Annotated in this window: 14 protein-coding genes and 1 pseudogene; 13 read left to right on the forward strand and 2 right to left on the reverse strand. The window is 41.6% G+C overall.

The genetic code is table 11. From position 1 onward, the window contains the following. The first annotated feature begins 98 nt into the window (after nucleotides 1-98). From HLI_RS20070 to HLI_RS20115, 11 genes and pseudogenes are all read left to right on the forward strand, one after another. A complete protein-coding gene (locus HLI_RS20070; RefSeq protein WP_128526668.1) occupies nucleotides 99-479 on the forward strand; it encodes a hypothetical protein in 381 nt (126 codons plus the stop codon). A 214-nt stretch (nucleotides 480-693) separates the two neighbouring features. After that, complete coding sequence (locus HLI_RS20075) at nucleotides 694-1,032, forward strand: hypothetical protein (RefSeq protein WP_128526669.1); 339 nt, start codon at nucleotides 694-696, stop codon at nucleotides 1,030-1,032. Nucleotides 1,033-1,052: 20 nt separating this feature from the next. Then, nucleotides 1,053-1,961, forward strand: coding sequence for an EamA family transporter (locus tag HLI_RS20080; RefSeq protein ID WP_128526670.1), 909 nt, complete (start codon nucleotides 1,053-1,055; stop codon nucleotides 1,959-1,961). Between the two features lie 104 nt (nucleotides 1,962-2,065). Then, complete coding sequence (locus tag HLI_RS20085) at nucleotides 2,066-2,983, forward strand: hypothetical protein (protein ID WP_241655897.1); 918 nt, start codon at nucleotides 2,066-2,068, stop codon at nucleotides 2,981-2,983. Between the two features lie 55 nt (nucleotides 2,984-3,038). Then, nucleotides 3,039-3,521, forward strand: coding sequence for a GNAT family N-acetyltransferase (locus HLI_RS20090; protein ID WP_128526672.1), 483 nt, complete (start codon nucleotides 3,039-3,041; stop codon nucleotides 3,519-3,521). A 15-nt stretch (nucleotides 3,522-3,536) separates the two neighbouring features. After that, the gene (locus HLI_RS20095) at nucleotides 3,537-4,019 is read left to right on the forward strand and encodes a DUF4306 domain-containing protein (RefSeq protein WP_164908610.1); all 483 of its coding nucleotides are present in this window, start codon (nucleotides 3,537-3,539) and stop codon (nucleotides 4,017-4,019) included. A gap of 403 nt (nucleotides 4,020-4,422) precedes the next feature. Beyond that, entirely contained in the window at nucleotides 4,423-4,578 is a 156-nt protein-coding gene (locus tag HLI_RS21830) for a hypothetical protein (protein WP_164908611.1), read from the forward strand. 76 nt (nucleotides 4,579-4,654) lie between these two features. Further along, on the forward strand, nucleotides 4,655-5,014 hold the full coding sequence (locus HLI_RS20100) for a VOC family protein (RefSeq protein WP_128526674.1): 360 nt from the start codon (nucleotides 4,655-4,657) through the stop codon (nucleotides 5,012-5,014). 149 nt (nucleotides 5,015-5,163) lie between these two features. After that, complete coding sequence (locus HLI_RS20105; RefSeq protein ID WP_128526675.1) at nucleotides 5,164-5,673, forward strand: GNAT family N-acetyltransferase; 510 nt, start codon at nucleotides 5,164-5,166, stop codon at nucleotides 5,671-5,673. A gap of 41 nt (nucleotides 5,674-5,714) precedes the next feature. Continuing rightward, nucleotides 5,715-6,239 (forward strand): annotated as a pseudogene (locus tag HLI_RS20110) (GNAT family N-acetyltransferase). Nucleotides 6,240-6,367: 128 nt separating this feature from the next. After that, nucleotides 6,368-7,804, forward strand: coding sequence for an MDR family MFS transporter (locus tag HLI_RS20115; RefSeq protein WP_128526676.1), 1,437 nt, complete (start codon nucleotides 6,368-6,370; stop codon nucleotides 7,802-7,804). A gap of 68 nt (nucleotides 7,805-7,872) precedes the next feature. On the opposite strand, the gene HLI_RS20120 is transcribed toward HLI_RS20115, so the two are convergent. After that, nucleotides 7,873-9,240, reverse strand: coding sequence for a TrkH family potassium uptake protein (locus HLI_RS20120; protein ID WP_128526677.1), 1,368 nt, complete (start codon nucleotides 9,238-9,240; stop codon nucleotides 7,873-7,875). A 304-nt stretch (nucleotides 9,241-9,544) separates the two neighbouring features. Here HLI_RS20120 and HLI_RS20125 point away from each other — a divergent pair, with 304 nt between their 5' ends. Together HLI_RS20125 and HLI_RS20130 are read left to right on the forward strand one after the other, a co-directional pair. Further along, nucleotides 9,545-10,183, forward strand: coding sequence for a hypothetical protein (locus tag HLI_RS20125; RefSeq protein WP_128526678.1), 639 nt, complete (start codon nucleotides 9,545-9,547; stop codon nucleotides 10,181-10,183). An 81-nt stretch (nucleotides 10,184-10,264) separates the two neighbouring features. Continuing rightward, the gene (locus HLI_RS20130; protein WP_128526679.1) at nucleotides 10,265-10,561 is read left to right on the forward strand and encodes an RNA polymerase alpha subunit C-terminal domain-containing protein; all 297 of its coding nucleotides are present in this window, start codon (nucleotides 10,265-10,267) and stop codon (nucleotides 10,559-10,561) included. A gap of 96 nt (nucleotides 10,562-10,657) precedes the next feature. Here HLI_RS20130 and HLI_RS20135 read toward each other — a convergent pair whose 3' ends face one another. Next, nucleotides 10,658-12,385, reverse strand: a complete 1,728-nt coding sequence (locus HLI_RS20135) for an ABC transporter substrate-binding protein (RefSeq protein WP_128526680.1) — start codon at nucleotides 12,383-12,385, stop codon at nucleotides 10,658-10,660. Nucleotides 12,386-12,411 lie beyond the last annotated feature (26 nt).

Here is a 12,411-nt window from a genome sequence, read left to right on the forward strand (position 1 = left end):
AGAGCTCTGCAAATTTGGCGATACAAGCAAATTTTTTCAAATATTACCATTCGTGGTACGCTTTTCATAAAGCGACAAATAATAAAGGGTGAACCGTTTTGAGATTATTCTTAGTTATCACTATGTTCATATTGCTCACTGGGTGCGGTGTTTCCAGCCAACCTGTCCAATCTATTGAAGGACCGGTCACCTCTGTGAAAATCGGCGGCATGGAAGTCGAGTGTTCGGCTGCAGTGAAGAGGAATGCCAAAGGAGCTGCTGCTGCTACTGAAGAAGGTTATCCATGTCTTGTACTTATGCCTGAAGATATCCCGGTAAAAACGGCGGATGGTGACACTGTGAGCATGCAAGCCTTCCGTGAACAAGCAAAAGAAGAAGATATGCTTGATGTGAAGGTGGTTCTCGCCAATGAAAAAGATATCGGTGAAGATCCTGAAAGCAGGGAATTGACCGCTGCAGAAGTGGTCATTCTGGAGTGAGAATTCTTTGCCTCAAAAGATTGAAACGAAAAATTCTGATGGTCGGCTTTACTTGTGCGTGACGGCAAGTTTGATATTATATTTTGCAGAAGCGTCCCCTTGTTTTCCATCCCCGCTATTTCATTCCAGGATACGAAGGTTGATGGATAGGTTTTGTTTCACCTTCTGATATTTGCTCAACCACTGCATCAGAAACATGAAAAGGAGAGACGGTATGAAACGAGCGCTTTTCTTCTTTCTTATGATCCTTATTTTCACAGCTTGTCACCCTGGGCAGGGGGAAGGTGGTCTCCTTTCTAAAAAACAAGTCCTCACCATCAAGCCAGATGCTGACTACATAGAAATGAAAGATGGTGCGGTTTATACACATGGTGTCGATTGGATTGAAGAAAAGGACTATACCAAAGGGGAAAGAGTGGGGATCGTTGAAGAGGGGATGGCGAACCACCTGCCAGTAGGTGCTGAACTTTATACAACAAAAGAGCCCTCGGGCGTATTGATTGCTGAATACAGTGGTGACACCAAAAGGTATTTAGTCGCTATGGGCGAGTAGCATAAAAAGGAGAAAGTCATATGAAGCTTAAAGGCAGCCTATTGGTATTGATCGGAGCTGCAAGTTTCGGGTTTACACCGATTTTTGTAAAAAAAGGTTTCGAATATGGATACACACTGGGGCAGTTGAATATTACACAAATGGTTATCGCCTTCGTTCTATTATGGGTGTTGTGCCTATTTAAGCGAGTATCCATCAAGGACATGAATAGAAAAGATGCACTTCAAGTAATGCTGACAGGGACATCCGTCGGTTTGACCGGCATTTTTTATTATGGAGCCATGCAGTACCTGCCAGCTTCACTTGCTATCATATTATTGTTTCAATTTGTCTGGGTCGGGATGATTTATGAATGGATTTTCAGTAAAAGCAAGCCAACGAAAATCAATATGATTTCAATGGTAGTGACATTGACGGGTGTGTTCTTTGCCTCGGACGTTTTTCAGGGAGAAGTATTAGATTTGCCGGGAATGGGGATTTTACTAGGTTTCCTCTCAGCAATTACCTATGCTGGTTTCATCTTTTTCAGTGGAATCGTCGCCCCGAAAACAGACCCTGTGCTGCGCAGCTGGTTTATGGTTACGGGTTCTACCATTCTTATTCTGATCGTGTTCATGAAAGATATCCCGACAATCCAGATGACCGACGGAAGGCTTTGGGTGGTAGGGGCCGGCATCGCTCTGGTCGGGGCGGTCATTCCCCCGCTATTTTTTGCTGGAGGAGCCCCGCACATATCAGGGAGGCTGGCCAACGTGCTCGGTTCTGTGGAATTACCAGTCGCGATCATTTCCGCTATGGTGATTTTGTCCGAAACGGTCACACTTTTGCAATGGCTAGGTATCCTTCTGATTATTTGTGCGATATTGATTAATGAATTCGGTGGTAAATTGATGTATTCTTACCGAGAAGCTGTCGATAGAAGTGGCTGATCTTATCTGGAAAAGGGACGTCCCCCACTAATGCCTGTATAAGGGCGGTCATAACGATTGTTCATTGGTTATAATAGAAAATTCATTATAGAAGGAGCATGGACATGAAAACTTCTTTCAACAAAACGGATGAGTGGATGAAGAGAAACGCCCGGCCATTAGAGGCAGCCAGGTGGGAGTATCATTTTCAAGAAGGGGAGAAAGACCGAGTACTCGATATTCTGGCAGCATTCCAAAATGAAGATGGAGGTTTCGGTCACGGCATAGAACCTGATTTCTGGCTGCCTGCATCCTCACCGATGGCCACTTGGGCAGCGGGTCAGGTACTGAACGAAATTGGAGCCGATTCACAAGAAAAAATCGTCCAGTCTATGAATGAATATCTACTAGAAACCTATGAACCTGAATCAGGGATGTGGCCTTCTGTCCTCCCTGAAACCAATCACTACCCTCATGCTCCTTGGTGGCACTGGAAAGAGGGTGTTCAAGATAACTGGATGTTCAACCCTGGCGCTGAACTGGCCGGATACCTCATCAAGTGGTCGATAGAGGGGGGTGAAGCGGAGAAAACAGGCTGGTCCAGTGTCGGAAAAGCTGCTGCCCGGCTGATGGAAACAGAAACCATGGATAGCCATGAAATCTGCAATTATCAACAGCTGCTTAAGCTGTTAAAGCCGGAAGCCTTCACCCAATACACCTCTTATTCCTACTCAGAATTACAAGATAAAATAAATGAATTAGCTGAAAATTGTATGGAAAAAGACACCGCTAAATGGGGATCAGGTTACCAAACACTTCCTCTTGATATAATCGATCATCCTGGTCACCCTTTGGCTGGGAAGTATAAGCACTTGATCGAACAAAACCTGAATTATTATGAAGATCAATTAAATGCAGATGGAATCTGGGAAATCTCCTGGAACTGGGGCGATGCTTCCGATGCCTTCATGGTTAGTCAGCAATATTGGAAAGGTGTGCTGGCAGTCAACCGATATCAGCTTTTCCAAGCCTTCGGTTACTAGTAAGGATGTAAGCCATAAGACTGGAATAGCTGAAAGTCGGAACGGGGTGCTTTGAATGGAAATAGTAAACGTAGAAGCAATATCGGATACAATCATCCGTGATTTTTTAGAGTTGCACTGGGGGAGCACGAAGATGGTGGTCTCCAGTGGGAGTTATGATTGCACAATACTCGATGGGTTTGCAGCATTAAATGATCAAGCTCGACTCATCGGCTTAGTCACCTACATCATCCATGATGTTGAATGTGAAATCATATCCTTAGATAGTATTGTTGAAGGTGAAGGCATAGGCACAAGTCTTGTTCATTCTGTTGAAAAGACTGCAATGGATTTGCAATGTCGAAAGCTTACACTTATCACAACCAATGACAATCTGACTGCCATTGCTTTCTATCAAAAAAGGGGATTCCGATTTTCCCGCATCTTACATAATGCAGTAGAACAAGCGAGAAAAATCAAACCAGAAATCCCTATGACTGGTAATCACGGCATTCCAATAATTGATGAAATAGAAATGACCAAAAGATTTAACCCATAACAGGAGGAAAAAATGATGAAATTTTGGGCGCAAGCGGTCTTTAATATTTGTGTTTTATTCGGAGCGGCTCTTGTCACCTGGTATGAGGGAAGTGCTATCCGAATGAATCCGTGGGAATGGAAGTATAGTGCTCATTTTTCACAAATGTTCCATGGAGAAGTCCATACGGAAACAGATATCTTAGCGATCGACCACTTCATTTATGCAGCAAAATTCAAACCATTTTTCCCACTCATTATGGCTGGTTGTATTCTTCATTTGATTGTATTGACAGGCTTTGGATTATTGAAAAAGGAAGCAAAAAAACCTGCCTTGTACCTATCTCTTCTTGGTGTTTCCCTTTTCATTTGCAGTGGAATCGTTTTTCAATCGCCTGCCTCTGGACTGAAACTGTTTTCCGCCTTTTTTCTAATTACAGGTATAGCATGTATCCTAATGGCGTTGCTGATCAAATCTCCCTTTTACCAAAATAGAATCTCTGAAAAATTCATCAGCTGATGAATTTTGTAAGATTAACAGGTTCTTTGATGGTGCTCAGTGGAATCCTCCTTCTGTTGTCAAATGCTGATGATACCTTCCATATGAATGACTTGCCCTATATGTTGATCATTGTCGGACTTATGCTTATTATTACTGTCACTATTTTGCTTCAAAAGGAAAGCAGTCTGCTCTGCCGTGTTGGGTTTCATAAATATGAACGCATTGGTTGGGATGAGGAAATGCCAAATCTTGAAGTCGTAAAATGCCAAAGGTGTAACAAAGAGAAGAAAGTAATGAGGACTTTTTAAGCGGAACTTAAGATTAGCCGTATTATCTGAGATGTGGATCATCCAACCGGACATAGTGCGGAAAAAGTTTCAGTATGGTGGAGGTGCAAACTGGATAATAGGAGGTAGGTATTGTGATTGCAGGACAGTTAGCAGCACTGTTTCTCTTTATCGGTATCCCGCTTCTTTTCCTCGTCCTTATTGCTTTTTTAGTGAGAATAAAAAAACAATTGACTAGGGTAGAAGAAGAATTGAAAGAGATGAAAAGAAAGCAAGACGACCGTCCATAATTCCTGGAAGTTTTTCCACTGATTATAACTCTTGAACTATGGAAGGGACCTGAAAATATTAGGAGGTTGCTGAATCATGATTGAAAGGTTAGATACAGTCTGTTTAAAAGTCCGCGATGTCATTGAGTCCAGTAAGTGGTATGAAGAAAAGTTAGGTTTCACTGTTTCTTTTGAGGGTGAAGGTTACAGGGTGCTCAGTATTGGGGAGAGCAGCGTTCCTTTAACCATAGAGGAAGGAGAAGTAGAAGCAGGCAGAAGCAAAAGCTATCCGATTTTCTATTCAAAAGATATTGAAACTACATATAAGAAACTTCAATCAAAAGGTGTGCAGGTGAGCGAAATACAAAATGATGACGTGAACCACTTTTTTGACGTATACGACCAGGATGGCAACCGTATGCAAATCTGTTTCTTTTCTCAAAACGGAGAAAAATAATATGGAACTCTAGTTATTGTTCACTCAATTTATTTATATCCTGCTCTATTAACCCCACTACCATTTTTTCCAACAATGATATGTTTCTTTATACAATACAATGGTCATCTAGTAAAATTCGATTAAATGGATATAAGGGAGTGGGAAGAATGAATATCAGAGAAATGAAAACTAATGAAATTGATGACATAAAAACACTTCGGCTGGAAAGTTACAACGAATATGAAGAATTACTTTCCGAAAATCATTGGAGTGTATTGAAAAAAACGCTTCTGTCTGATTATGATTTAAAAACAAATGCGAAAACATTTGTGATTGAACTTGATGACAACATTGTTGGGAGTGTTGTTTTATTCCCTCCTTCCATTAAAGCTTATGATTGGAATGACAACGTTCAAAACTATCCGGAAATTCGTATGTTGTCCGTTAACCCTTCTTCTCGAGGGAGGGGGATTGCGAAGGCTCTTATCAAACATTGCATTCAGGTTTCAAAAGAAGAAAAACATTCCCGCATTGGTCTTCATTCCGCTTCTTTCATGAATGCGCTGCCTCTTTATGAAAAATTGGGGTTTGAGCACTTTCCAGAACTCGATTTCGAGCCCCTGAATGATGGAATAATAGTCAAAGGATTTATCAAGGATTTGAATGCGGGCTCCTAGAGACTCCTAACAAAGAAAAACAATTAGAAAGGTTGTTGGATGTGGAAAGAAAGCTCTATTTAATTGCACCAACTGTAGAAATAAAAGAAGAATATTTGGCTTTCTATAAGGAATGGAAGGAAAGCGGGGAAGTCATGACTCTATGGGTGATCGAGAAAGATCCTTCTGACTTTGAAAATATGGTCCAATATTTTAGCAGCAATGCAAGAGGAGTGAGTTTGCCTGAAGGCTGAGTACCTGACTCGACTTACTGGTTGACAGACGAAAACAAGAAAGTATTGGGTGCTGTGAATATCAGGCATTCGTTGACGGAACTGCTGATGAATGCGGGGGGACACATTGGATATGGAATCAGACCCTCTGAGCGTAAGAAGGGCTATGCCACTCGTTTGTTGGAACTTTCGCTTTTGAAAGCTAAGGAATTAGGAATCAAGAGAGCCCTGGTCGTATGTGATGAGAGTAATATCGGTTCCTTGAAGACCATCCTGAACAATGGCGGCCATCCAGATGAGGATTTTATTGAGGAAGATGGGAATGTAGTGAAAAGATTCTGGATAAATACTTAGCTTTACCCGGGAGGAACTTCTTATTATGGGAAGTTCCTTCTTATTTTGAAGCTTAAGGGTTGCAAATTAAATGAGAATAGTGAAAGATAGATAAGTATTTATTTTTTACATGTGTTACGGAGGATATTATGGAAACTACACTTAATCGAAAAATTATTCTTATTACCTTTATGATTGGCGCGTTTTTTGCTGTTCTGAATGAGACGCTTCTCAATATCGCTTTGACAGAACTTATGGAAGTTTTTGGTCTGGACGCACCGACAGTCCAATGGATGGCGACAGGATTCATGCTTGTCATGGGAGTTTTGATGCCGATCTCTGCACTATTGATCCAATGGTTTACTACAAGGCAAATGTTCATCGGTGTCATGTCGATCTTTTTGACAGGTACGATCATTGCTGCATCTGCTTTCAATTTTCCGATGTTACTGACAGGTCGGATGGTTCAAGCCGTTGGTACGGGATTGTTGATCCCGGTCATCATGAATGCACTGTTGCTGCTCTATCCACCTGAAGTGCGCGGGAAAATCATGGGAACGTTCGGCCTTGTCATAATGTTCGCACCAGCGATCGGCCCGACACTATCAGGCGTTATCGTAGACTTTCTAGGCTGGCGCTGGCTGTTTATTACAGTGATCCCATTCGCCGTCTTCTCGATACTTTTCGCTGTCAAATACTTACAGAATGTTGGAGAAGTGACCCGTCCGAAAGCTGATTACTTCTCCATCCTATTATCATCCATCGGTATAGGAGGAATCGTCTACGGGTTCAGCAGCGCTGGTGAGAGCGGAGAGGGCTTTGCGTCCATCCAGATCCTGACGGTCATCGGTGTCAGTCTTGTCAGTTTGATTCTTTTCGTCCTCCGCCAGTTGAAATTGGAGGAGCCTTTGCTTGATGTCCGTGTGTTTACTTATAAAAGCTATGCCAGGGGCATCACCATTTTCGTCATTGTCATCATGGCGATGTTCGCTTCTGAAATTGTCATGCCGATGTACTTGCAAGGACCTCTAGGGTTTTCTGCGAAAATGGCCGGGTTATTGCTGTTACCAGGGGCTTTATTGAATGGTTTGATGTCACCTGTCATGGGGACTCTTTTCGATAAATTCGGGCCGAGGAAGCTGATCATTCCCGGATCTATGGTCTTAGTGGGTGTGATGATTTTCTTCAGTAATATCAATCCATCGATTCCGGTATGGTCGTTCATCGTCGCGTATATTTTATTGATGCTGGCAGTTTCAGCCATTTTGATGCCTGCTCAAACGAATGCATTGAACGAGCTGCCTAAGCACTTGTATCCACATGGTACAGCGATTGCCAATACTTTGCAGCCAATCGGTGGCGCGCTTGGTGTATCGATTTTCGTAAGTATCATGAGTCAAGGACAAAAAGGTTATTTGGGCGGCCAAACAGGTGCAATTACTGGGGAAGTCAGGAATCAAGCGATGACAGCTGGTGTCCACCATGCCTATTGGTTTGCCCTTGCCTTATGTATCGTGATTTTTGTGATTTCTCTTTTTATCAAGAAAGCCATTGCACCAGATTACGAACCAGAAGAGAATGTATAATAGAAAACCACTTCCCGTGAAGGAAGTGGTTTTTTTCATGTTCCGATACATTGTTTGTAGCAGAGTCATCAACCGATGATCATCGGTTCTTTTGGATAATGATAACGATCTTTGGACACTTTTCCTCTGATGATAAATAGGAAAGAGAAAATTCCGATTCGACCGATGAACATCAAGGCAATGATGATTATTTTTCCTGCCCAATGTAAATCCGCTGTGATGCCCATGGATAAGCCAGTGGTCCCGAACGCAGAACATGTTTCAAATATTATTTGCATGAGAGTGAATTGCGGTTCGAAAAAATTTAATAATATGACTGCGAGTCCGGTAATGGCAATGGCCGTATTGATGACAATGAACGAACGGAAAATATCCTGAGGGTCAATTTCACGCCTGAATACCCGCACACTGCTTTTTCCACGTGCGTATGAAATCACACTGAGGAGTGTAATGGCAAACGTGGTTGTTCGAATTCCTCCTCCTACACTACTGGGAGATGCACCAATGAACATAAGGATACAAATGACCAGCAATGTTGGAGTACTAAAGTCACTAACATCCATCGTTGCGAGTCCGCCGTTACGGGTGGTTACAGATTGGAACAGGGAGAAGAATAATGCTTCATGCCATGATTTCCCTTCAAAAAAATAATTGCGATCAAGCAAATAGATGAGCACCGTACCAACAAACACAAGGGCCCCGAAGGTGATGGACGTTAATTTAGCAAATAAGGAAAAGTTAATGAAGTTTTTTTGCTTATGTGTTAGGTAATCTTTTATTTCGATCAGGACTGGAAAGCCGATCGCCCCAAGGGTAAGTAAAAGCATATTGATGAACTGCACAAAGTAATCATCCTCAAACATCACCAGAGATGTACCGGTAATATCAAACCCGGCATTTGTTGTCGCACTTACAGAGGCGAACATCCCCTGGACCACGGATTCTCCGACAGTCGGGAAATATTGTGTGAAATAGACGCTTAATATTAAAGCACCGACTGCTTCAATAAAGATGATAATCAAAAGAATTTGTTTGATGAGTTTGACCATCCCGGCAAACGTAGAGCGGTTTTGGTCTGTTTTGATCAGCTCCCGGCTTTTCAAACCGATTTTTTTACCAAGCATCAACCATATGAACGTCCCTAATGTCATGACACCGATCCCGCCGAATTGAAGGATGAACATAAGGACAAAATAGCCGGGTGTATTGAAAGTATCTGCTGTTGAGATAACGGTTAGACCAGTTACGCTGACTGCACTGACAGCAGTAAAAAGAGAGTCAATGAAGCTGATATGCATGCCTTCTTTATGTAAAAAAGGTAAACTGATCAAGATCGTTGAAATAACTACAGCGGAAAGATAGAACAATACGATCACTTGAAAGGGAGTAAGCTTATCAAAAAATTTATAGAATTTCTTTTTATACGCATAGGACATGGCTGGAGCTCCTTATTTTGACACATCGACTGAGTAACAAACCCTATATGGAGTTTATATTTTTATCATGGATTTGACAACAACATTTTACTTATTTAGTAATACTTCAGATGAATGGCTTAGGATACATTCAAGCTATTCGAACACACACTGCTTTAAATATATCATCTGATTTCGCAATAGTACCATATACCCTTGAATGAAAAGTGAAATTTGAGATGTAGGATATACGGAAAATCCGTAAACCTGTTTACAACATACCATAGGTGGAAAGTGAAGAATATGGTAACTGAAAGGAGGAGCTATGCATAAAGTATATCTTTCCATTATCGCGCTGATGTTAGTTGCTTTTTTCATGATGTTTTCATTCACTGAAGAAAAGAACCAAGAACAAAAGTTACCAAAGGAAGTAGAACAGGAGTCTTCAGAAACTGCTTCAAATAAAAATCCAGATAAACTTGTCATTGATGCAAGCGTCTTTAAAGAATATTTTTCCGATGTGAAAGCGGAAGACCCTAATTTAGAAGGTTCTGAAAGTGTAAGTATTAAAACAGACGAAATTCCTGAAGACAGACATAGGCAAGTGGCTGCTGGTTTACTTATAAAAGCGAAAAAATACATTGATGCTAATGGGGAATGGGTACGAACTCCCGGCAATAAAGAGCCTGACTTGAATTCTCCCACGAATGCTCAATTAAAGGAACTTATGCAATTGAAGGACACGGAACTGGCAACGAGCATCATCCAGAAATCTGTGCTTTTAAACGATGCCGAAGACCTGATTGAGGATGAAGAAATAAGTAAACAGCTTAAAGATGTTTCTGAAAAACTGATAGAAATTGAAATATATGAAAAAGAAACCTTCTATGACTTCAGCCTGGCATATAAAGAATACCAAGAGTGCGTCAAGCTCATTCTTGAGATGACTGCGGATATAGAATAAGATGGATGTAATAACGGACACTTTAAACGGGAGGAAATCCATCAGCCCTTCTGGAAAGTAAAACAAAGGAGCGAAGCATTTATGACTACATCAAACAAAGAATCCAGGACTTGCAGCCAGGGTCATACGTATTATAAAAGCAGTGCCTGTCCAGTTTGCCCCATTTGTGAGGATGAACAAAAGCCCGACCAAGGATTCCTTTCAAAACTTTCAGCCCCGGCAAGACGTGCTCTTGAGAATCATGATATACATTCTTTGCAGGATCTATCCACATTAAGTGAGAAAGAAGTGCTGAAGTTTCATGGGATGGGTCCAGCATCTCTTCCCATTTTAAAAAAAGCCTTGGATTCAGAAGGCCTGACGTTCCGGTTACCATAAAAGAAGCGATTCCCTATTATGGAATCGCTTCTTTTACTTTATAGAAAAAATATACTTTGGATTCATTGTCCAGCAATACGATGCCCTGAGGCAGTACTATTTGGAAATCCACATCTTCGAAAAGTCAAAATGGCCGAACGACTGAAATCGGACGCCTTGCAACAAAGGATGAAAGGTTCGCACTTTGATCGGATGGTGTTGGAAAATAAGCAAATGGTTGTCCTTTATGTAGCTCTCGATCTTATTCATCAGTTTTTCTCTTTCTTCAGCTGTGTGACATCTTTTTATTTTCTCCAAATGTTGATCGATCCACTCTAAACCTTGCTTTGGAAAAAGCCTTCTGAACAAGAGTGCATCATTATAAAAAGCACCAAGAAAAGATAAGTGATAATCGAGTGAGGAAACTTCCCCCATGAAAATTAAATCTATTTGACTGTCAATCGTACGGTTATACATATCACTGAAATTGAACGAGTGACTTTCAAAATGAATCCCATATTTTCGACCTTCCTTTACGAGCCAGTCTGCTTCCTTTACCGCATTCGGAAAGTCTAAATGATAGACACGTAACTTTTCCCCACGATAACCGGATTCATCGAGTAAAGCCGTAATCTTGCTCTCATCTTTTTGTAAATGCTTGGACCGCCATGGCACAAAACTGCTCGCTTCAACGTATTGATCGACTTCTAAATCCATCGCCATTTTCTTTATATTCAATAAGTGAAAAACAGCTTCACGAAAGGCGGGGCTTTGGACGACATTCCGTTTATGGAAATTGAAGGTGAGAAAGCGGAAGCCAGTTTCAATTTCGTCTTTGCTGGCTGGAATTTCAGAAGTGGCTTCATCAACAGTCAAATTGATTGCACTGGCTGCTTCGCGGGAGACTTTGAAGAAGCTTACTTCATCCAATAAGGGACGCTCTTTGAAATAACTGTCAAAAGCACCTAATACGATTTTATTTTCTGTGCGTTGCTTTAAAAAGAATGGCCCGGTACCAATCCATTCCCATTCATCGAAAGGTACGTCTTCAGGTAGAATACAGAAATTTGATGAAGCCATATATCTTGGGAAAAAGGGGTTCGGCTTTTTCAAATGAACAATAATCTTGTAGGGATGAGGGCAATCCACTCTTTCAATGTCTGCTGCCATCCAGGCAGAGGACGCCGGCCCGTTTTGTACGCGTCTGATGGTTGCCGCTACATCACGACTCGTCAGTTCCTCCCGGTGGTGGAACTGAACCCCTTTTCTCAAATGAAAGGTCCACTGTTCACCATCGTTGTTCTCCTCATAATGATGGGCAATATGAGGGATGATCGCATCCTTCTCTGCATCATAATTCAACAAGGAATCTCCTAACTGTTCTATGAGGTGGGCTTCAAAGGTAACAGCTACTTCCAAAGGATCCAAGGTAGTGAAATCCCTTGTAATGAATGCATGTAAGACATCTTTCGCTTGATGATGATCATCATAACTGAACAAACGTCGGATATCAGAAGAGGATTTGGCGATCCATGCTTTAGGTATAGGCAGACGTAACAACTGGGCTACTTGATCAAGCTTTTCACTTTCCACACAGGTTTTAACATAGTCTTCTACTTCTTTTTGGAATGGCTGATAGAAGGTAAGGGTGGAGTGATGGCCTCTGCCTTTTCCTGGTTTGTAGTTCAGCCATTTACGGTCTGTCATCTCCTTGAGTATGCGCTTGCTGTTTTTGTTTGTGCAAAACCAAATCGATTCAAGCTCTTGTAACTTGAAAGAACAGGATAAATCCGTTTCACGATCATGGAAATGGGCACGCAAAGAGAAATAACGCATAGTAAACATTCATTCACCTCCTAAAAGGGGACATA

Source organism: Halobacillus litoralis (assembly GCF_004101865.1).
Classification (GTDB): domain Bacteria; phylum Bacillota; class Bacilli; order Bacillales; family Halobacillaceae; genus Halobacillus; species Halobacillus litoralis_A.

Coding starts and splice junctions, on each gene's coding strand:
- HLI_RS20075 (WP_128526669.1), top strand. CDS start 694: ATGAAACGAGCGCTTTTCTTCTTTCTTATGATCCTTATTTTCACAGCT.
- HLI_RS20080 (WP_128526670.1), top strand. CDS start 1,053: ATGAAGCTTAAAGGCAGCCTATTGGTATTGATCGGAGCTGCAAGTTTC.
- HLI_RS20085 (WP_241655897.1), top strand. CDS start 2,066: ATGAAAACTTCTTTCAACAAAACGGATGAGTGGATGAAGAGAAACGCC.
- HLI_RS20090 (WP_128526672.1), top strand. CDS start 3,039: ATGGAAATAGTAAACGTAGAAGCAATATCGGATACAATCATCCGTGAT.
- HLI_RS20095 (WP_164908610.1), top strand. CDS start 3,537: ATGAAATTTTGGGCGCAAGCGGTCTTTAATATTTGTGTTTTATTCGGA.
- HLI_RS20100 (WP_128526674.1), top strand. CDS start 4,655: ATGATTGAAAGGTTAGATACAGTCTGTTTAAAAGTCCGCGATGTCATT.
- HLI_RS20105 (WP_128526675.1), top strand. CDS start 5,164: ATGAATATCAGAGAAATGAAAACTAATGAAATTGATGACATAAAAACA.
- HLI_RS20115 (WP_128526676.1), top strand. CDS start 6,368: ATGGAAACTACACTTAATCGAAAAATTATTCTTATTACCTTTATGATT.
- HLI_RS20120 (WP_128526677.1), bottom strand. CDS start 9,240: ATGTCCTATGCGTATAAAAAGAAATTCTATAAATTTTTTGATAAGCTT.
- HLI_RS20125 (WP_128526678.1), top strand. CDS start 9,545: ATGCATAAAGTATATCTTTCCATTATCGCGCTGATGTTAGTTGCTTTT.
- HLI_RS20130 (WP_128526679.1), top strand. CDS start 10,265: ATGACTACATCAAACAAAGAATCCAGGACTTGCAGCCAGGGTCATACG.
- HLI_RS20135 (WP_128526680.1), bottom strand. CDS start 12,385: ATGTTTACTATGCGTTATTTCTCTTTGCGTGCCCATTTCCATGATCGT.